Source organism: Pseudomonas sp. NY11955, from assembly GCF_048068035.1.
Lineage (GTDB): Bacteria > Pseudomonadota > Gammaproteobacteria > Pseudomonadales > Pseudomonadaceae > Aquipseudomonas.
In genome coordinates, this window is the sequence record NZ_JBLUPS010000001.1 from 609246 (window position 1) to 627997 (window position 18752).

At 64.4% G+C, this 18752-nt stretch carries 16 protein-coding genes; 4 read left to right on the top strand and 12 right to left on the bottom strand.

Annotated features, from left to right (window positions below; genetic code table 11):
- Positions 1 to 83: 83 nt before the first annotated feature.
- Positions 84 to 1226, bottom strand: coding sequence for an acetylornithine deacetylase (gene argE, locus ACNFBR_RS02690; protein WP_416733560.1), 1143 nt, complete (start codon positions 1224 to 1226; stop codon positions 84 to 86).
- A 116-nt stretch (positions 1227 to 1342) separates the two neighbouring features.
- Here argE and ACNFBR_RS02695 point away from each other — a divergent pair, with 116 nt between their 5' ends.
- On the top strand, positions 1343 to 2710 hold the full coding sequence (locus ACNFBR_RS02695) for a CYTH domain-containing protein (RefSeq protein ID WP_416733561.1): 1368 nt from the start codon (positions 1343 to 1345) through the stop codon (positions 2708 to 2710).
- 101 nt (positions 2711 to 2811) lie between these two features.
- On the opposite strand, the gene ACNFBR_RS02700 is transcribed toward ACNFBR_RS02695, so the two are convergent.
- Positions 2812 to 3282, bottom strand: coding sequence for an Lrp/AsnC family transcriptional regulator (locus ACNFBR_RS02700; RefSeq protein ID WP_003253717.1), 471 nt, complete (start codon positions 3280 to 3282; stop codon positions 2812 to 2814).
- Positions 3283 to 3408: 126 nt separating this feature from the next.
- On the opposite strand from ACNFBR_RS02700, the gene ACNFBR_RS02705 reads away from it, so the two are divergent.
- The 3 genes from ACNFBR_RS02705 (at position 3409) to ACNFBR_RS02715 (ending at position 6009) form a co-directional block, all read left to right on the top strand.
- Positions 3409 to 3714, top strand: coding sequence for a hypothetical protein (locus ACNFBR_RS02705; protein ID WP_416733562.1), 306 nt, complete (start codon positions 3409 to 3411; stop codon positions 3712 to 3714).
- Between the two features lie 218 nt (positions 3715 to 3932).
- Positions 3933 to 5606, top strand: coding sequence for a GspE/PulE family protein (locus tag ACNFBR_RS02710; protein WP_416733563.1), 1674 nt, complete (start codon positions 3933 to 3935; stop codon positions 5604 to 5606).
- A gap of 88 nt (positions 5607 to 5694) precedes the next feature.
- Positions 5695 to 6009 carry a DUF2388 domain-containing protein gene (locus ACNFBR_RS02715; protein ID WP_016502153.1) on the top strand — a complete coding sequence of 105 codons (315 nt, stop codon included), beginning with the start codon at positions 5695 to 5697 and terminating at the stop codon, positions 6007 to 6009.
- 111 nt (positions 6010 to 6120) lie between these two features.
- On the opposite strand, the gene gcvP is transcribed toward ACNFBR_RS02715, so the two are convergent.
- The 10 genes from gcvP to ACNFBR_RS02765 all read right to left on the bottom strand — a co-directional run bounded on the left by gcvP (position 6121) and on the right by ACNFBR_RS02765 (position 18650).
- Entirely contained in the window at positions 6121 to 8994 is a 2874-nt protein-coding gene (gene gcvP / locus ACNFBR_RS02720) for an aminomethyl-transferring glycine dehydrogenase (RefSeq protein ID WP_416733564.1), read from the bottom strand.
- Positions 8995 to 9189: 195 nt separating this feature from the next.
- The gene (gene gcvH / locus ACNFBR_RS02725; protein ID WP_416733565.1) at positions 9190 to 9573 is read right to left on the bottom strand and encodes a glycine cleavage system protein GcvH; all 384 of its coding nucleotides are present in this window, start codon (positions 9571 to 9573) and stop codon (positions 9190 to 9192) included.
- Between the two features lie 51 nt (positions 9574 to 9624).
- The gene (gcvT, locus tag ACNFBR_RS02730) at positions 9625 to 10707 is read right to left on the bottom strand and encodes a glycine cleavage system aminomethyltransferase GcvT (protein ID WP_416733566.1); all 1083 of its coding nucleotides are present in this window, start codon (positions 10705 to 10707) and stop codon (positions 9625 to 9627) included.
- Positions 10708 to 10830: 123 nt separating this feature from the next.
- Positions 10831 to 12453 carry an ABC transporter permease gene (locus ACNFBR_RS02735; RefSeq protein ID WP_416733567.1) on the bottom strand — a complete coding sequence of 541 codons (1623 nt, stop codon included), beginning with the start codon at positions 12451 to 12453 and terminating at the stop codon, positions 10831 to 10833.
- 162 nt (positions 12454 to 12615) lie between these two features.
- On the bottom strand, positions 12616 to 13617 hold the full coding sequence (locus ACNFBR_RS02740) for an extracellular solute-binding protein (RefSeq protein WP_416733568.1): 1002 nt from the start codon (positions 13615 to 13617) through the stop codon (positions 12616 to 12618).
- A 220-nt stretch (positions 13618 to 13837) separates the two neighbouring features.
- Entirely contained in the window at positions 13838 to 15055 is a 1218-nt protein-coding gene (locus tag ACNFBR_RS02745) for a 2-octaprenyl-3-methyl-6-methoxy-1,4-benzoquinol hydroxylase (RefSeq protein WP_416733618.1), read from the bottom strand.
- Positions 15056 to 15064: 9 nt separating this feature from the next.
- Complete coding sequence (locus ACNFBR_RS02750; protein WP_416733569.1) at positions 15065 to 15547, bottom strand: DUF4442 domain-containing protein; 483 nt, start codon at positions 15545 to 15547, stop codon at positions 15065 to 15067.
- Positions 15544 to 16743, bottom strand: a complete 1200-nt coding sequence (gene ubiH, locus ACNFBR_RS02755; RefSeq protein ID WP_416733570.1) for a 2-octaprenyl-6-methoxyphenyl hydroxylase — start codon at positions 16741 to 16743, stop codon at positions 15544 to 15546. The genes ACNFBR_RS02750 and ubiH overlap by 4 nt, the downstream gene beginning before the upstream one ends.
- A complete protein-coding gene (gene pepP / locus ACNFBR_RS02760; RefSeq protein ID WP_416733571.1) occupies positions 16740 to 18074 on the bottom strand; it encodes a Xaa-Pro aminopeptidase in 1335 nt (444 codons plus the stop codon). Before pepP ends, ubiH begins: the two co-directional genes overlap by 4 nt.
- 21 nt (positions 18075 to 18095) lie before the next feature.
- On the bottom strand, positions 18096 to 18650 hold the full coding sequence (locus ACNFBR_RS02765; protein WP_416733572.1) for a YecA family protein: 555 nt from the start codon (positions 18648 to 18650) through the stop codon (positions 18096 to 18098).
- Between the last annotated feature and the right edge of the window lie 102 nt (positions 18651 to 18752).

The following is an 18752-nucleotide window of genomic DNA, read 5'->3' on the forward strand; positions in this document are numbered from 1 at the left end:
GGGGCGTTCGGAATCATCGTCGGAACAGGCTTGCGGTCACGCGCGGTCTCCTCTAGGCAGGAACGAATCAGTTCGATTGACGTTTAGTGCAGGCAATAGTGCCGGATCAAGTCACGCAATAGACGCACGGTAGGCTCGATTCGTGACATTTCAAGGTATTCGCCGGGCTGGTGGGCACAGGCGATGTCGCCAGGGCCCAGCACGATGGTCTGGCAGCCCAGCTGCTGAAGATAAGGCGCTTCGGTGCCGAACGCCACCGCTTCGGCGCGATGGCCGGTGAGGCGCTCCGCGACTTGCACCAGCTCGGCATCGGCGGCCTGCTCGAACGGCGGCACCTCCGGGAACAGCGGCGCGTAGTCGATGCGTACATCGTGGCGTTCGGCCACCGGCACCAGCTTTTCGCGAATGGCCGCGCGCAGTTGCTCCACATCCATGCCCGGCAGCGGCCGCAGGTCGAATTCCAGGGCACACTGGCCACAGATGCGGTTGGGGTTGTCACCGCCATGGATACAACCGAAGTTCATGGTCGGGGTCGGCACGGTGAATTGCGGGTTGCGATAGGTTTGCTGCCATTGCTGGCGCAGCCCCATCAGTTCGCCCATTACCGCGTGCATGGCTTCCATGGCACTGCGGCCCAGGCTTGGGTCCGACGAATGGCCACTGCGCCCGAGGATGTCGATGCGGTCCATGAGGATGCCTTTGTGCATGCGGATCGGCCGCAGCCCGGTAGGCTCACCGATTACTGCCGCACGGCCCAGCGGCTGGCCGGCCTCGGCCAAGGCGCGGGCGCCGGACATGGAGCTTTCTTCGTCACAGGTGGCAAGGATCAGCAGCGGCTGCTTGAAGTCGTGCTCCAGCAGAGGGATGACCGCCTCGATGACCAGGGCGAAGAAGCCTTTCATATCGCAACTGCCCAGGCCGACCCAGCGGCCATCGGTTTCGGTCAGCTTCAGCGGGTCGCTGGCCCACAGCTGTTCGTCATACGGCACGGTGTCGCTGTGCCCGGCCAGCACCAGGCCACCCGGGCCGGTGCCACGGCTGGCCAGCAGGTTGAACTTGCCAGGGCTGACCTGCTGGATGTCGCAGGTGAAACCCAGGTCGCCCAGCCAGCCGGCCAGCAGGTCGATGACCTGACGGTTGGACTGGTCCAGCGCAGGTTGGGTGCAACTGACCGAAGGCGCGGCGATCAAGGCGGCAAACTGGTCTTTCAGCGTCGGCAACGGCATGCGCGTACTCCTCGGAAGCGTTGCCCATCATAGGACTATCCGCTGTCTGGAATAAACCGTTGACGGCGGACTGCTGTAGACTCTGCGCCAACCACGCCCCCTCTTTCGAGTCTGTGATGCACAAAGAAACCGAACTGAAGCTCCGCGCCAGCCGCGAGACCCTTGCCGCCCTGCGCGAGCACCCTCTGCTGAAAAAGCGCAACAAGTCCGGCTGGCAGACCCGTGAACTGCTCAACCAGTACTTCGACACCCCTGAGCGTGAGCTGTCCGCCGCCCGTGTCGCCCTGCGCCTGCGCCGCGATGGCGACGCCGTCATCCAAACCCTCAAGTGCCGTGGCACCAGCGTGGCCGGCCTGTCCGAGCGCAACGAGTACGAATGGCACCTGGACAAGGTCAAGCTCGACCTGAAGAAGCTGGACGCCACCTGTTGGCCCGAGCAGTTGGCCAACCTGGACAAGAAAACCATCAAACCGCTGTTCACCACCGATTTCAGCCGTGAATACGCCGAAATCGCCTGGGGCCGTGGCAAGAGCAAGGTGGTGATCGAGGCCGCGTTGGACCAGGGCTTCGTAATCGCCGGCAAGCGCAAGGAAGAGATCTGCGAGCTGGAGCTGGAGCTGCGCGAAGGTGAACCGCAAGCGCTGCTGGAACTGGCCGCCGAACTGGCCGCCAGCCTGCCACTGATGCCCTGCGACATCAGCAAGGCCGAGCGCGGCTACCGCCTGCTGGAGCCGGACAGCTACGAGCTGGGCCTGCCACACACCGAGCTGGAGGCCGAAATGGCGGTGGACGACGCCTATGCCGCCCTGGCCTGGCAACTGCTGGGCAGCAGCCAGCGCCTGGCCGAGCAGTACCGCCACAATGGCCACTGGCGCCTGCTACAAGACTGGGTCGAGTGCCTGAGCGAACTGCGTGCCCTCACTGCCAGCCTGGGCCAGGCGGCACCACGCGCCACTACCCGCGACCTGCGTGCCAGCCTTGACGCCTTGCTCGAAGACTGGCGCCCGCTGGTGCAGGCCGGCAACGATGACGAAGATATTCGTCGCGCCGCACCCGAGCAGTTCGCCGAAGAGCTGGAAGACGTGCGTTGGGGCCAATTTTCGCTGGAAACCTCGCGCTGGCTGCTGGCCCGTGCGTGGACCGCAGAACGCAAAGGCCGTGGCGAACGCCAGGGCAAGGCGCAGTTGGCCAGCTGGCTGGGGCACCTGCTGGGCGAGGAAGGCCGTGCGTTGAAGCTGCCGCTTTACACCCAACGCCCGGAAGACCTGGCCGAGCAGCTGCCGCGTATCGAGCAGTTGCTGGCCTGGCTGCACCATGCCCGCCAGGTGCTGGAAGCGCCGCAGATGGACCGCCTGTATGGCGACCTGAAGAAGTTGCATGAACTGGCCGAGCAGCCGATCAGCGATGAAGTGCTGGAAGCGCGTATCGAACAGGCTCGGGCAGTGGACCAGAGCCGCGGCTGGAAGCACCTGCTCAAGGCGTGATACCGCGTCGCCTTCTTCGCGGGCTTGCCCGCTCCCACAGGAATCGCGCCAGTCTCTGGCTTACTGATAACCCTGTGGGAGCGGGCGAGCCCGCGAATGCCTCACCGTGACAGTGGCAGGCTGGTGGTGGACTTGATCTCCGACAGCGCCACAATCGAATTCACCTCTTGAATCCCCGGCACATTCGACAGTTTTTCGAAGAAGAATCGCTCATAAGCCTCGATGTCCGATGTGACTATCCGCAGCAAAAAGTCCACCGCCCCCATCAGCACATAACACTCCAACACCTCCGGGAACCCGCGAATCGCCTCGGTGAACTCGGTGAAATTGGAGCGCCCATGGGCGTTGAGTTTCACCTCGGCAAAAATCTGCGTGTTCAGGCCGACCTTCTTGCGGTCCAGCAAGGTCACCTGCCCGCGAATCACTCCCTCTTCCTTCAAGCGCTGAATGCGCCGCCAGCACGGCGATTGCGATAGCCCGACACGCTCGGCGATCTGCGCGCTGGACAGCGAAGCGTCCTCCTGCAGCAGTTCGAGAATGCGGCGGTCGTAGGCGTCCAGCTCGCTGTGCATTATTAATTCTCCAGAACAACACTTATCGAATTGATCAATTTGCAAACACAACAAAATGATCAAATCATAGCGAAAAAATACCACCCTCGACGTGCAAGAATTTCTCCCACATTTGCGGAGACCAGCATGAACGCACAGCCACGTACCGACGCCTGGGCCGCCAGTAACGCCCACAGCACCGTGCACTATCGCCTGCAGGCCGAAGCCGAGCCCGACAGCCTGTGCCGGGTGCTGAACCTGTTCGCCCTGCAGTTCCTGACCCCACACAGCGTGCAGGTCAAGCAGCACGATGATTGGCTGAACATCGAAGTCGGCATTGGCGGGTTGAGCTGGCACCGGGCAGAGGTGATTGCACAAAAGCTGCGCAACCTGGTGTGCGTAGGTGAGGTGAGCCTTACCAACCTGCAGCGGGTGGAGCTGGCGGTGGTCTGACAGCTGTGCTGTACCTGTGCCGGCCTCTTCGCGGGTAAACCCGCTCCCACAGGTAGTGCACAGGATTAAAGGTCTGTGCGATCCCTGTGGGAGCGGGTTTACCCGCGAAGAGGCCGGAACAGGTGCCCCGCAAAACCCCGAAACCTTTCACCTCCAATGCCTCTGCGCTGACCGGCTAGCCTTGGTCAGCACTCCCGCATCAGGCACGGACGCCCACCATGCATACCCCCGACAGCCCGGCACTCAATCTCGAACGCGTGCTCGAAGCGCTGCTCGCCGACCAGCACTTGCATGCCAACGACACCATGCAAGTACTCAAACACGCCGCCGCCCACCCCACCGACCACCCGCTGGAACTGATCGCCGCCTGCAGCCTGGAAAATCGCCAGCATCCCGGCCAGCCCCTGGACCTGGACCATCTCTGCCAATGGTTGGCCGACAAGGTGGGCCAGCCCTACCTGCGCATCGACCCCCTGCGACTCGACCTGCCCCAGCTCACCGGCCTGATCTCCCCGGCTTTCGCCCAACGTCATGGCATTCTCATCGTCGCCGCCGACGCGGCCAGCGTCACCGTAGCCAGTGCCCAGCCCTACGTGGATGATTGGCAGGCCGACCTGGCCCGCAGCCTTGGCCGATCGGTTCGTCGCGTGTTGGCCAACCCGCTGCAGATCCGTCAGTCAGGGCAGTCGTTTCAGCACCTGGCCCAATCGGTAAAAGGCGCGCAGTACCAACAATCGGCCAGCCTGGGCGAACTCGCGCAATTGCTGGAGCTGGGCAAGCGCCAGGCCGAAGCCAGCGCCGATGACGCCCATATCGTGCATATCGTCGACTGGCTGCTGCAGTACGCCATTGCACAGCGCGCCAGCGATATCCACCTGGAACCGCGCCGCGAGCAGGGCCAGCTGCGCTACCGCATCGACGGCCTGCTGCACACCGTCTATGCCTTCCCCAGCGGGGTCACGCTGGCGTTGGTCAGCCGCCTGAAACATCTGGGCCGCATGGACGTTGCAGAGAAACGCAGGCCGCAAGACGGCCGGCTGCAAAGCCGCCTGCCAGGTGGCGGCGAAGTGGAGCTGCGCCTATCCACCCTGCCCACCCCGTTTGGCGAGAAACTGGTGCTGCGCCTGTTCGACCCACAGCAGTTGCAAGAGGGCTTCGACCGCCTTGGCCTGCAAGGCCAGCTACTGGCTCAGTGGCAAGGCCTGCTGCGCCAGCGCCAAGGCATCATCCTGGTCACTGGCCCCACCGGCTCCGGCAAGACCAGTACGTTGTATGCCAGCCTCAAGCTACTGGCGACGCCGCAGGTCAACCTGTGCACCATCGAAGACCCGATCGAACGCCTGGTGCCAGGCTTCAACCAGTTGCAGGTGCAGCCGGCCCTGGACCTGGGCTTTGCCAACGGGGTACGGGCCATGCTGCGCCAGGACCCGGACATCATCATGATCGGCGAAATCCGCGACCGCGAAACTGCGCTGGTAGCGGTGCAGGCTGCGCTGACCGGGCACCTGGTGCTGTCGACCCTGCATACCAACGATGCCTGCGCAGCCATTACCCGCCTGCAAGAGCTGGGTGTAGCCGACTACTTGATCAAGGCCACGCTGATCGGGGTGATGGCCCAGCGCCTGGTGCGAACCGTCTGCACGGACTGCCAGGCCAGTTCTTCAGCCACCTGCCAAACCTGCCGTGGCACCGGCTTTCACGGGCGCACGGGCTTGTTCGAGTTGCTGCGGCCAAGCGAAAGCCTGCGCGCATTGATCGGTCCGCAAGCCGATCTGACCCATTTAAGGCGCCAGGCATTGGCCGACGGGCTGGTTGACCTGCGCAGCTACGGGGAGGCCAAAGTGGCTTGCGGGCAGACCCGTGCCGAGGAACTGCTGCGTGTCTGTAGCTGACGAAAAGTCCTTTGTATTCCAGGAACTTGCCGCACCTGAAAAGATCAAACCGCGCATCTTCAACCCTCACCCTTAGAGGTGTTTCAACATGCGTCTCAAAACCGCCATCGCCGCCGCTGCCTTGCTCTCGCTGCCTATCGGCTCGGCCATGGCCGATACCTTCTGGCGTAACGTGATGACTTCTGGTGCTACCACGGCATCGAGCTACCTGACCTCGCGGGACCACAAGCTGGTCGTGGCCGCGCAAGACGACGCCAGCAGCTTCGTCGCCAGCGAAGGCGCGATCCGCGGGCCGTTCCTGGAAGCGGCCATGCGCCAGGCACGGGCAGAGCACCCAGGGATGCAGGCCTCCGACATGGAGCTGGCCAATGCCATTCTGGCCAAGAATGCAGTAGCCGAGTAATCGCGTCGCCGGCTTCGCGGGCCTGCCCGCTCCCACAGGGACCCCACAAGGCTCGAAACTTGTGCAATACCTGTGGGAGCGGGCAAGACCGCGAAGAACCCAACACCGATCTCAGCGATACGCTTCCACCGGTACACAAGCACAGAACAAATTCCTGTCCCCATACACGTTGTCGACCCGGTTCACCGCCGGCCAGTACTTATGCTGGCGCGCGTGAGCACTGGGTGCCACCGCCTGCTCCAGGCTATACGGCCTGTCCCACACACCCAGTACATCCGCCAGGGTATGCGGCGCATGCTTGAGCGGGTTGTTCTCCGCCGGCCAATTGCCCTCCTGCACCTCGCCAATTTCCGCCCGAATCGCCAGCATGGCCTCGACGAACCGGTCCAGTTCGGCCTTCGATTCACTCTCGGTCGGCTCCACCATCAGCGTGCCTGGCACCGGGAACGACATGGTCGGCGCGTGGAAGCCATAGTCCATCAGGCGCTTGGCCACGTCCTCCTCGCTGATGCCTGTCAGTGCCTTCAACGGCCGCAGGTCGAGGATGCACTCATGCGCCACTCGCTGGTTGCGCCCGCGGTAGAGCACAGGGAAGGCACCGCCCAGCTGGCTGGCCAGGTAATTGGCCGAAAGGATCGCCACCTCGCTGGCGTCGGCCAACTGCGGGCCCATCATGGCGATGTACATCCAGCTGATCGGCAAGATGCTTGCGCTGCCCCAAGGCGCGGCACTAACCGCGCTGTTGTTTGGGTCCAACCCAGGCACCGGCACCACCGGGTGGCTGGCGACGAACGGCTTGAGGTGCGCGCGGATACCGATTGGCCCCATGCCCGGGCCGCCACCGCCGTGGGGGATGCAAAAGGTCTTGTGCAGGTTCATGTGCGACACATCGGCCCCGATGTCCGCCGGGCGCGCCAGGCCCACCTGGGCATTGAGGTTGGCGCCGTCCATGTACACCTGGCCGCCGTGCTGGTGCACGACCTCGCAAATTTCGCGTATGCCCTCTTCGTACACGCCGTGGGTCGAGGGGTAGGTGATCATCAGGCACGACAGACGCTCACCGGCCGCCTGGGCTTTGGCCTTGAGGTCAGCCAGGTCGACGTTGCCATCGTTGTCGCAATCGACGATCACCACCTCCATACCAGCCATCTGCGCCGACGCCGGGTTGGTGCCGTGGGCCGACGACGGGATCAGGCACAACGTGCGCTGCGGCTGATGACGGCTGCGGTGGTAACGGGTTATCGCCATCAGGCCGGCGTACTCGCCCTGGGCACCGGAGTTGGGCTGCATGCAGATGGCATCGAAGCCGGTGATCGCGCACAGCCAGCTTTCCAGCTCGTCGATCATCGCCTTGTATCCTACGGCCTGGGATACCGGGGCGAACGGGTGCAGTTGGGCGAAGCCAGGCCAGGTGATGGGGATCATCTCGCTGGTGGCGTTGAGTTTCATGGTGCAGGAGCCCAGCGGAATCATCGACTGGTTCAGCGCCAGGTCCTTGTTCTCCAGCTGCTTGAGGTAGCGCAACATCTCGGTTTCGCTGTGGTGCAGGTTGAACACCGGGTGGGCGAGCAATGGCGTGCGCCGCACCAGGCCGGCGGGGATGCCTTCAGGCAGGGCCAACTGGTCGAGGGCGGCGATGTCCAGGCCATGATCCACCCCCAGGAAAATATCGAGCAGGCGCAGCACCGTATGCTCGTTACAGGTTTCGTCCAGGCTCACGCCCAAGTGACCGCGCCCAAGAATGCGCAGGTTGATGTGCGCGGCTTCGGCGCTTTCGATGATGGCCGCCTGGGCCCCACCGACATCCAGGGTAAGGGTGTCGAAGAAGTGCTGGTTGAGGCGCTTGATGCCTTTGGCTTCAAGGCCGGCGGCCAGGATGAAGGTCAGTCGGTGCACACGCTGGGCGATGCGTTGCAGGCCTTCCGGGCCGTGGTAAACCGCGTAGAAGCCAGCAATGTTGGCCAGCAGCACCTGGGCCGTGCAGATGTTGGAGTTGGCCTTCTCGCGGCGAATATGCTGCTCGCGGGTCTGCAGGGCCATGCGCAACGCGGTGTTGCCACGGGCATCGCGCGACACCCCGATGATGCGCCCTGGCATGGCCCGTTTGTAGTCGTCGCGGCAGGCAAAATAGGCCGCGTGGGGCCCACCGTAGCCCATCGGCACACCAAAGCGCTGGGTCGAGCCCAGCACCACGTCGGCGCCCAGCTCCCCGGGTGGCGCCAGCACCACCAGGCTAAGCAGGTCGGCCGCCACGCAGGCCAAGGCTTGCTGGCCGTGCAACTGGTCGATCAGCGGGCGCAGATCGCGCACCTCGCCGTGGGTGTCGGGGTACTGCAGCAACGCGCCGAACACCGAGTGTTTGGCAAGGTTATCCACAGCGTCGACGATCAGTTCGAAGCCAAAGCCTTCGGCGCGGGTCTTGAGTACCGACAGCGTCTGCGGGTGGCAGTGCTGGTCAGCGAAGAAGGCGTTGCTCTTGTTGCGCGCCACCCGCTTGGCCAGGGCCATGGCCTCGGCGGCAGCGGTGGCTTCATCGAGCAGCGAGGCATTGGCCAGGGCCAGGCCTGTGAGGTCGATGACCATCTGCTGGAAGTTCAGCAGCGCCTCCAGCCGGCCTTGGGCAATTTCCGGTTGGTAGGGCGTGTAGGCGGTGTACCAGCCGGGGTTTTCCAGCACATTGCGCAGGATGACCGTGGGGGTGATGGTGCCGTGGTAGCCCATGCCGATGAGGCTGGTCCAGACCTGGTTCTGTTCGGCATAACCGGCGAGCTTGGCCAGGGCGGCTTGTTCGTCCAACGCCGCCGGCAGGTCGAGGGGGCGATTGAGGCGGATGTCGGGCGGAACGGTCTGCTCGATCAGCTCACTGCGGCTGGCGACGCCCAGCGCGTTGAGCATGGCCTGCTGCTCTGTGGCATCGGGGCCCAGGTGACGACGCAGGAAAGGGTTGAGCTCTTGCAGTTGATGCAGGGATGGCGACTGGGACATGACGACGCTCTCTTCCTAGACCGGGTCTCATGGAGACTTATAAGTCTAGGAAGGATTGCCGATTCTGCGGGGAATTGATGCTACCCAGCATATAGGGGGGCGCTTTGCGCCCCATTCGCGGCACAAGGCCGCTCCTACAAGGGATCGCGATCTCCTGTAGGAGCGGCCTTGTGCCGCGAATCAGGCGACGCGGTATTACTCGCCGATAGCAGCCGCGTAGCCAGCAGCATCCAGCAGCTTGTCCAGCTCGGCCGGGTTGCTTGGCTTCAGTTTGAAGATCCACGCTTCGTAAGGTTCTTCGTTGAGCAGCTCCGGGCTGTCGGCCAGTTCTTCGTTGACGGCAATGACTTCGCCACCGATCGGGGCGTAGATGTCCGAAGCGGCCTTGACCGACTCGACCACACCAGCAGCTTCGCCAGCAGCGAATACCTTGCCGACTTCGGCCAGCTCGACGAACACCACGTCACCCAGAGCTTGCTGGGCGTGGTCGCTGATACCCACGGTCACGCTGCCGTCGGCTTCCAGGCGAGCCCACTCATGGCTTTCGGCAAAACGCAGGTCGGCGGGGATAGTGCTCATGTCTTGAATTCCTCGATTGGCTCAGCGGTACGCCCGCCGGTTGATAATTGTTCAGATAAGGATCTTGCCGTGGCGCACGAAGGTCGGTTTGACCACCCGCACCGGGTACCATTTGCCGCGAATCTCCACCTCGGCCCGGTCGCCGGTCGCCATGGGTACGCGCGCCAGGGCAATGGACTTGCTCAGCGTAGGTGAGAAACTACCACTGGTGATCTCCCCTTCGCCAATCCCGGCTACACGCACCACCTGGTGGGCGCGCAGCACGCCGCGCTCTTCCAGCACCAGGCCAACCAGTTTTTCCTGCACGCCGTGCTCGATTTCCGCCAGCAGGCCGGCACGGCCGATGAAATCGCGCTCGGCCGGCTCCCAGGCAATGCTCCAGCCCAGGTTGGAGGTGAGCGGCGTGTGGTTTTCGTCGATGTCCTGGCCGTACAGGTTCATGCCGGCTTCCAGGCGCAACGTATCGCGGGCGCCGAGGCCGCTAGGCGCAATGCCGGCACCGACCAGGTCGTTGAAGAAGGCGACGGCCTGCTCGCCGGGGAAAATGATTTCCAGGCCATCTTCACCGGTGTAGCCGGTGCGGGCGATGAACCAGTCGCCTTCGGCAACGCCTTCGAACGGGCGCAGCTCGCGGATCAGGGCCGCGCGCGCGGGGCTGAGCAGGGCCGCGACCTTTTCGCGGGCATGCGGCCCCTGGATGGCGAGAATGGCCAGGTCGGGACGGGCCTGAAAGTCCACGGCAAAACCGACACGCTGCAGTTGTAGCCAGTCGAGCACCTTGGCGCGGGTGGCGGCGTTGGTGACCAGCCGATAGCCGGTTTCCGTGCGGTAGACGATCAGGTCGTCGATCACCCCGCCCTGCTCATGCAGCAGCGGGCTGTACAGCGCCTTGCCGGTGTCGTCGAGGCGGGCCACGTCGTTGGCCAGCAAGCGCTGCAGCCAAGCGGTGGCATCGGTGCCTTCGACATCGATCACGGTCATGTGGGAAACATCGAAGACGCCGCAGTCGCTGCGCACCTGGTGGTGCTCCTCGACCTGCGAGCCATAGTGCAGGGGCATGTCCCAGCCACCGAAATCGACCGTCTTGGCGCCTAGCGCCAGGTGCAGGTCATACAAAAGCGTGCGCTGTCCCATGGGTTTCTCCTTCCGGGCGTGGCGAAGCGGCGGCGGTCGATGACGTGGGTCGTCAGCTCTTGTTGTAAGGACCCGCCGCGCGAATGCCGCGCATTGTAGCTGCAAGGTCGCCAGCTGGCACCCTCAGCGACTGTGACCGGGTCGACGGGCCGAACGGCGGATCAGGCCAATGACCGGCAGCAAGCCCACCAGCACCAAGGTCAGTGCCGGCAGCGAGGCACGCGCCCACTCGCCCTCGCTGGTCATCTCGAACACCCGCACGGCGAGGGTGTCCCAGCCGAACGGTCGCATCAACAAGGTGGCCGGCATTTCCTTGAGCACGTCGACGAACACCAGCAGCGCGGCGCTAAGGGCACCGGGCACCAGCAGCGGCAGATACACCTTGAAAAACAATCTTGCGCCACCGACGCCCAGGCTGCGCGAGGCTTCGGGCAGTGATGGGCGGATGCGTTCCAGGCTGCTCTCCAGCGGCCCGTAGGCCACCGCGATGAAGCGCACCAGGTAGGCCAGCAGCAAGGCCGAGAGGCTACCTAGCAGTAACGGCTTGCCGGCCCCACCCAACCAGCTGGACAGCGGGATGACAAGGTGGTTGTCGAGGTAACTGAAGGCCAGCATGATCGATACCGCCAGCACCGAACCGGGCAAGGCATACCCCAGGTTGGCCAGGCCAACTCCGGCGCGGATACCGCCGGTCGGCGCCTGGCGCCGGGCAAAGGCCAGCAGCAGCGCCACGCATACCGTGACCAGCGCCGCCATGCCACCCAGGTACAGGGTGTGCAGCACCAAGCCGACATAGCGCTCGTCCAGGTCATACCGGCCACGTTGCCAAAACCACGCCAGCAGTTGCAGCAGCGGAATGACGAAAGCACAGGCGAACACCAGCAGGCACCAGGCACTGGCCAGCAGCGACTTGAGCCCACGCAGATGATACAGCGCCTGCGCGCGCGGCCGTTCGTTGCCACTGCGGCTGGCACCGCGGGCCCGGCGCTCGCCGTACAGCACAAGCATCACCGCCAGCAGCAGCAGGCTGGCCAGCTGGGCCGCGCTGGACAAGCTGAAAAAGCCGTACCAGGTCTTGTAGATGGCCGTGGTGAAAGTGTCGAAGTTGAACACCGCCACCGCGCCGAAGTCAGCCAGGGTTTCCATCAGCGCCAGGGCGATACCGGCACCGATCGCCGGCCGTGCCATGGGCAGGGCGACGCGCCAGAATGCCTGCAAGGGCGACAGCCCAAGCACCCGCGCCGCTTCCATCAGCCCCTTGCCCTGGGCCAGGAACGCCGTGCGTGCCAGCAGGTAGACATAGGGGTAGAACACCAGCACCAGGACGATGATTACCCCGCCGGTGGAGCGCACCCGTGGCAGGCGCATTGGCCCGAACACTTCACGCAGGGCACTTTGCACCGGGCCGGCAAAGTCCAGCAGGCCGACGAAGACGAACGCCAGCACATAGGCCGGGATGGCGAACGGCAGCATCAGCGCCCAGTCCAGCCAACGCCGACCCGGGAACTCGCACAGGCTGGTGAGCCAGGCCAGGCTGACGCCCAGTACGGTGACACCAATGCCGACACCCACCACCAGGGTCAGGGTGTTGCCGAGCAGGCGGGTCATCTGGGTGTCGAGCAGGTGCGACCAGATCTGCAGGTCGATCGATTGCCAGGACAGCAGCAGCACGCTCAGCGGCAGCAGCACCAGGGCGGCGATCAGGGAGACCGGGAGGTACCAGCGGCGTTGTGGGGTGTGGGGCAAGTTGACTGTCTCTGTGGCTGATTTGCGACCGCTGCGCGGTCGTTCGCGGGCATGCCCGCTCCCACAGGGACCGCACGATGCTTGAATCCTGTGCAGTTCCTGTGGGAGCGGGCGTGCCCGCGAAAGGGCCCTGATAGGCCCCGAAAGGATAAAGCCTGGCGCTTAGTTGTAGCCAGCCCGATCCATCAGGCGGATGGCTTCGGCCTGGCGCTTGCCGGCAATTTCCACCGGAATGGTGTCGGCCTTGAAGCTACCCCAAGCGGCCACTTCCTCCGATGGTTTCACCTTCGGGTTAGCTGGGAATTCCTGGTTGATGTCGGCGAACAGTTTCTGCGCTTCTTCACCGGTCATCCACTCAACCAGCTTTTTCGCCGCTTCCGGGTGCGGTGCATGCTTGGTCAGGCCAATGCCCGACAGGTTCACGTGCACGCCACGGTCACCCTGGTTGGGCCAGAAAATCTTAACTGGCAGGTTCGGGTTCTGCTTGTGCAGGCGGCCGTAGTAGTAGGTGTTGACCACACCCACGTCACATTGGCCGGCCTCGATGGCCTGGATCACCGCGTTGTCGTCGGAGAACACATCGGTGGACAGGTTGTTGACCCACCCTTTGACGACTTGCTCGGTCTTCGCCTCACCGTGGGTTTCGATCAGGGTGGCGGTCAGCGACTGGTTGTACACCTTCTTCGCCGTGCGCAGGCACAGACGGCCTTCCCACTGCTTGTCAGCCAGGGCTTCGTAGGTGCTCAGCTCCTCGGGCTTGACCCGCTCGGTGGAGTAGATGATGGTGCGGGCGCGCAGGCTCAGGCCGGTCCAGTCATGGGACGAAGCGCGGTACTGCGGCGGAATGTTCTGATCGATGATGTCGGACTTGATCGGCTGCAGAATGCCCATCTGCTCGGCCTGCCACAGGTTGCCGGCATCGACGGTGAGCAGCAGGTCGGCCACACCGTTGTCGCCCTCGGCCTTGATGCGCTGCATCAGCGGGGCTTCCTTGTCGGTGATGAACTTGATCTTGACCCCGGTCTTGGCGGTATACGCATCGAACACCGGCTTGATCAGCTCGTCGATGCGCGAGGAGTACACCACCACTTCGTCCGCCGCTTGGGCAGTGCCGCCGAACAGGGTCAGGGCCAGGGCGGCCAGTAGGGGCTTGCGTGGCAACATGTTAAGCACTCCTCGGATCGTTTGAGAGGTGCAAATGGTAGTGAATCCCATTTTAAGGCTCATCTACCTAGCCGTTACTGGATGTTGCAGAGCCTGCACCGCTCTTTGTAGGAGCAGCCTTGTGCTGCGAAAGGGCCAGCAGCCAATCGAGCAAAATTGGCTGGTTTCACTGGCCTCTTCGCAGCACAAGGCTGCTCCTACAAAGAATTGCGTACAGTCTTCAGGCTTTGGCCAGATCCGGCAGGTCACCACTCAAGCCAAGCGCCTGGCGCACGAACAGCGCCTTGGCTTCCGGCATCTGCTCTACCAACTTCAACCCACTGTTACGCAACCAGCGCAACGGCAGCGGATTGGCCTGGAACAACCGCTCAAAGCCTTCCATTGCCGCCATCAGCGCCAGGTTGTGCGGCATGCGCCGCCGTTCATAACGGCTCAGCACTTTCACATCCGCCAACCGCTCGCCCCGCTCGCAGGCGTTGACCAGCACCTCGGCCAGCACCGCAGCATCCAGGAAGCCCAGGTTCACGCCCTGCCCGGCCAGCGGGTGAATGGTGTGCGCCGCATCGCCGATCAAGGCCAGGCCTTCATCCACATAGCGTTTCGCGTGGCGCTGGCGCAGCGGCACACACACCCGCGGGTCGGCCTGCAGCACCTCGCCAAGGCGCCCTTCGAACGCCCGCTCCAGCGCCTTCAGGAAGGCCGCTTCATCAAGCGCCATCAACTGCTCGGCATGCTTCGGGGTAGTCGACCAGACGATCGAGCACCAGTCCTGCTGGCCGTCGCGGGTCAACGGCAGGAAAGCCAAGGGCCCTTCGTCGGTGAAACGCTGCCAGGCCGTGGCCTGGTGGCCGGCGCTGCATCGCACGCTGGTGACGATGGCATGGTGCAGATAATCCCACTCGCGGGTTTCGCAACCGGCCAGGCGCCGCACCGCCGAATTGGCACCGTCGGCGGCGATCACCAGCGGTGCACGCAGTTGCCGGCCATCAGCCAGGGTCAGCAGCCATTCATCGCCAGAGCGGCGCAGTTGCTCCAGCCGCGCATTGGCCAGCAGCCCGATGTCGCTGTCAAGCAGCCGCTCCAGCAGGCCGTCCTGCACCACCCGGTTCTCAACGATATGGCCAAGCACCTGGGCATGCACGCTGGCCGCCGAGAAGTGGATCTGACCGGTGCCACTGCCATCCCACACCTGCATGTCGGAGTATGGCGTGGCACGTCGCTGGGCAATGCCGTCCCAGGCGCCAAGGCGCTCGAGGATGCGCTGGCTGGCCGCCGACAGCGCGCTGACTCGCGGCTCGAACGGAGCCTGGGCATCGAAGGGTTTGACCGTCAGCGGGCCGCCGTCGAGCAAGAGGATTTGCAGGCCACTGTGGCGTAACGCCAGGGCCAGGGCGCTGCCGACCATACCGGCACCGACAATCAACAGATCTGCGCGCATTTCCATGCCTTACGCCAGCCTCGCTTGCGGCTTGAGCCGCACGTATAGGGTTTTATCGACCCGCGCCACCAGCTCGCCGGCACCATCGCGGATATCGACCTGCAAACGCGGCAGGCACTTCTTGCCGGTGGCGGTCTGCTGGCGGATGTCGTCCAGCAGCGCGTCATCGACGTGGAATTCGGCATACACCGGGCCTTTGCCCGGCGAGATGAAATCGATACTGGCAGCCTTGTCCCAGACGATGTAGTCGCGCCCCAGTTGCTCGATCAGCAGCAGCATGTAGAACGGGTCGACCATGGCATACAGGCTGCCACCGAACTGGGTGCCGACGTAATTGCGGTTCCAGCGCGTCAGTTTCATCGCCACCTTGACGCTGCGCAGGTCCGGGCTGATGTGCTGCACACGGATACCGGCGCCCAGGTACGGTGGGTAGAGGTTCAGCAACCAGCGCAGCATGCGTGCCCGACGCGCCAGTTTTCGTGGGTTGCTCATGCCTGGCCCCGCGCATCAGGGCGGGTGCCCAGGCCCATGGCCTGGCGGGCGAACCAGCTTTTTGCCGGTGGCAGCAGGTCGAGCCCGAGCAGACCCAGGTTGCGCCCGGCGGCCAGCAACGGCTGGTTGCTGCCGAACAGGCGGGTGACCTGGTCGGAGAAGCCGATGGTCATGGCCTGGTCCAGGCGTTGGCGCTGGTGATAAGCCTGCAGCGTGGTCAGGTCGCCAGGCTGCTGCGGGCCGGCCAGCAGCGCTTCGGCCAACGACTGTACGTCACGCAGTGACAGGTTGAAGCCCTGACCCGCGATGGGGTGCAGGCTGTGCGCCGCGTTGCCCAATACCACCAGGTGCGGTCGCACCTGCTCCTGGGCCTCGATCAAGGACAATGGGTAGAGGTGCCGTGCACCCACCTGGCGCAGCGCGCCCAGGCGATAGCCGAACACACCCTGCAGTTCGCGCAGGAAACTGCGCTCGTCGATGTCGGCCAGGCGCCGCGCATCCATGCCCTGACGGGTCCACACCAGTGCGCAGCGGTTTTCCGGCAGCGGCAACAGGGCCATGGGGCCTTCTTCGGTGAAACGCTCGAAAGCCTGGCCGCCATGGGCCTCACCCGGGGTAATGTTAGCGATCAGCGCACTCTGCTGGTAAGGCGTGTGACGCACGTGGATACCCAACTGCTCGCGCAGCCCGGAACGGCCACCGTCGGCCAGTACCGCCAGGTCGCACTCCAGTTGGGTGTCGTCGTTCAAGTGCAGGCGGTAACCGCCTTCGATGGCCTGCATCGAGGTCACTTCCGCCGGGCAGCGCCAGCTCACCACCTCGCTGTCCAGCCCTTGCCACAGGCACTGGCCGAGCCAGGCGTTTTCCACCACGTAACCCAGCGCCGGCACGCCTTCTTCCAGGGCATCCAGGCGGGTCGCGCCAAAGCGGCCACGGTCGGACACGTGAATCTGCCGGATCGGCTCGGCACGGCGGCCGATGGCCTGCCACAGGCCCAGTTGCCGATAGATCTGCTGGGTGCCGAATGACAACGCCGACGAGCGCGCATCGTAACTGGGCTGGAAGCTGTCGCCGGGGGCGAACGGCTCGATCAGCAGGATCTTCCAGCCGCGTGCCTTGGCCCCAGCCTGCAGCGCCAATGCCAGGCTTGCACCGACCAGGCCTCCGCCGATGATCGCCAGGTTTACCCGATTCATGCCGCGTCCTTGCGGGCGGCCTGCATCAGCGCCTCGATCTCGGCGACCGTGCGCGGCACGCCCGAAGTCAGGATGTCACAACCTTGCCTGGTCACCACCACGTCGTCCTCGATCCTTACCCCAATGCCGCGCCATTTCTTGGCCACGGCCTGATTGTCAGCACCAATGTAGATCCCCGGCTCCACGGTCAGCGCCATGCCGGGTTCCAGCACCCGCCACTCGCCGCCCACCTTGTAGTCACCCACGTCATGCACATCCATGCCCAGCCAGTGCCCGGCGCGGTGCATGTAGAAGGCGCGATAGGCCTCGCTGTCGATCAGCGCCTGCACATCCCCTTCGAGCAAGCCCAGCTCCACCAGGCCCGTGGTGATGACCCGCACGGTCGCCTCATGGGCGTGGTTCCAGTGCTTGCCGGGGGCGATTTCGGCAAATGCCGCCGCCTGGGCCTTGAGCACCAGTTCGTAGATGGCCTTCTGCTCGGGCGAAAAACGCCCGCTGACCGGGAAGGTACGGGTGATGTCGCTGGCGTAGCAGTCGATTTCGCAGCCAGCGTCGATCAGCACCAGGTCGCCATCCTTGAGCGGCGCGTCGTTCTGCTGGTAGTGCAGGATGCAGCCATTGCGCCCGGCCGCGACGATCGAACCGTAGGCCGGCATCTTCGCCCCACCCTTGCGGAACTCGTAGTCCAGCTCGGCTTCCAGGCTGTACTCGTGCAACCCGGCCCGGCAGGCCTGCATGGCCCGCACATGGGCGCGCGCGGAAATGTCTGCGGCAGCGCGCATCACCTTCACTTCCGCCGCCGATTTATACAGGCGCATGTCGTGCAGCAGATGATCCAGCGCAACGAACTCGTTCGGAGGCTGGGCGCCCAGGCGTGCCTTGGAGCGGATCACGTTGATCCAGTCCATCAGCCGGCGGTCGAACTCGGGGTTGCTGCCCATGGCGCTGTACACCCGCTCGCGGCCTTCGATCAGGCCCGGCAGGATCTCGTCGATGTCGGTGATGGGGAAGGCATCGTCGGCGCCGAAATCGCGCACCGCACCCTCCTGGCCGGCCCGCAGGCCGTCCCACAGCTCGCGCTCGGGGTTGCGTTCACGGCAGAACAGCACGTACTCGCCATGCTCGCGCCCCGGAATCAGCGCGATCACCGCCTCCGGCTCCGGGAAGCCGCTGAGGTACTGGAAGTCGCTGTCCTGGCGGTACACATGCTCGACGTCGCGGTTGCGGATGGCAACCGCGGCAGCGGGCAGGATGGCGATGCTGTTGGGGACCATCTGCGCCATCAGCGCCTTGCGCCGACGGGCATACTCGGCCTTGGGAATGTGGCTCATGGGCAGACTACCCCCGGTTGATCAGTGCAGCGATGGCTTGGGCGCGGGTGCGGCCGGCTTGGCCAGCTCGGAGAACAGCAGCAGGGGCGCCACGCGCAGGTATTCCATGACTTCCATGTAGTCGCTCTCGCCGTCTTCGGACTCTTCGAGCGCTTCCTGGACCTGGGAAATGGCCACCAGGTCCTGCAGCACTTCCTTGGCCTCGTCGGACAGCTCCTTGCCACCGGCGTTCAAGCCGAAACCGGTAATGAAGCCTTGGCACCACTGGCCCAGCGCGGTGGCGCGATCGCTCAGCGCGGCATCGTCGCTAGGCAGCAGCAGGACGATGGCCATGTCGTCGCTGGTCAGCTCGCCCTTGACCATTTCCTGCAGGCCGACCAGGGCGTTGCGTACGGTGTCGCCAGGTTCGGTTTCCAGCAGCTGGGCGGCATCGGCCAGCCAGCCGTCGGCATCGAAGCCGGCACCGGCGCAGCTGCGGCCGATCAGCAGGCCGTGCAGTTCGGCCGGGGTGACAGGGTGGCCATTGCTCGAGAGCAGCATGGCGAAGGCGATGTAGGGCGATTGAGTATTGGGCATGGGCAGCTAGGCGCCAGACGGCGCAATGACTAGAATGGAGACCTTGTATCCTAGCACCGGCAGGCGCGCCAAGACCATCGGCACTGGCCGTTGCCGCTCAGG

What these genes read in the sequence shown, in the direction of transcription:
- argE (WP_416733560.1), bottom strand. Translation starts at nt 1,226, where the DNA reads ATGCCGTTGCCGACGCTGAAAGACCAGTTTGCCGCCTTGATCGCCGCG.
- ACNFBR_RS02695 (WP_416733561.1), top strand. Translation starts at nt 1,343, where the DNA reads ATGCACAAAGAAACCGAACTGAAGCTCCGCGCCAGCCGCGAGACCCTT.
- ACNFBR_RS02700 (WP_003253717.1), bottom strand. Translation starts at nt 3,282, where the DNA reads ATGCACAGCGAGCTGGACGCCTACGACCGCCGCATTCTCGAACTGCTG.
- ACNFBR_RS02705 (WP_416733562.1), top strand. Translation starts at nt 3,409, where the DNA reads ATGAACGCACAGCCACGTACCGACGCCTGGGCCGCCAGTAACGCCCAC.
- ACNFBR_RS02710 (WP_416733563.1), top strand. Translation starts at nt 3,933, where the DNA reads ATGCATACCCCCGACAGCCCGGCACTCAATCTCGAACGCGTGCTCGAA.
- ACNFBR_RS02715 (WP_016502153.1), top strand. Translation starts at nt 5,695, where the DNA reads ATGCGTCTCAAAACCGCCATCGCCGCCGCTGCCTTGCTCTCGCTGCCT.
- gcvP (WP_416733564.1), bottom strand. Translation starts at nt 8,994, where the DNA reads ATGTCCCAGTCGCCATCCCTGCATCAACTGCAAGAGCTCAACCCTTTC.
- gcvH (WP_416733565.1), bottom strand. Translation starts at nt 9,573, where the DNA reads ATGAGCACTATCCCCGCCGACCTGCGTTTTGCCGAAAGCCATGAGTGG.
- gcvT (WP_416733566.1), bottom strand. Translation starts at nt 10,707, where the DNA reads ATGGGACAGCGCACGCTTTTGTATGACCTGCACCTGGCGCTAGGCGCC.
- ACNFBR_RS02740 (WP_416733568.1), bottom strand. Translation starts at nt 13,617, where the DNA reads ATGTTGCCACGCAAGCCCCTACTGGCCGCCCTGGCCCTGACCCTGTTC.
- ACNFBR_RS02745 (WP_416733618.1), bottom strand. Translation starts at nt 15,055, where the DNA reads ATGCGCGCAGATCTGTTGATTGTCGGTGCCGGTATGGTCGGCAGCGCC.
- ACNFBR_RS02750 (WP_416733569.1), bottom strand. Translation starts at nt 15,547, where the DNA reads ATGAGCAACCCACGAAAACTGGCGCGTCGGGCACGCATGCTGCGCTGG.
- ubiH (WP_416733570.1), bottom strand. Translation starts at nt 16,743, where the DNA reads ATGAATCGGGTAAACCTGGCGATCATCGGCGGAGGCCTGGTCGGTGCA.
- pepP (WP_416733571.1), bottom strand. Translation starts at nt 18,074, where the DNA reads ATGAGCCACATTCCCAAGGCCGAGTATGCCCGTCGGCGCAAGGCGCTG.
- ACNFBR_RS02765 (WP_416733572.1), bottom strand. Translation starts at nt 18,650, where the DNA reads ATGCCCAATACTCAATCGCCCTACATCGCCTTCGCCATGCTGCTCTCG.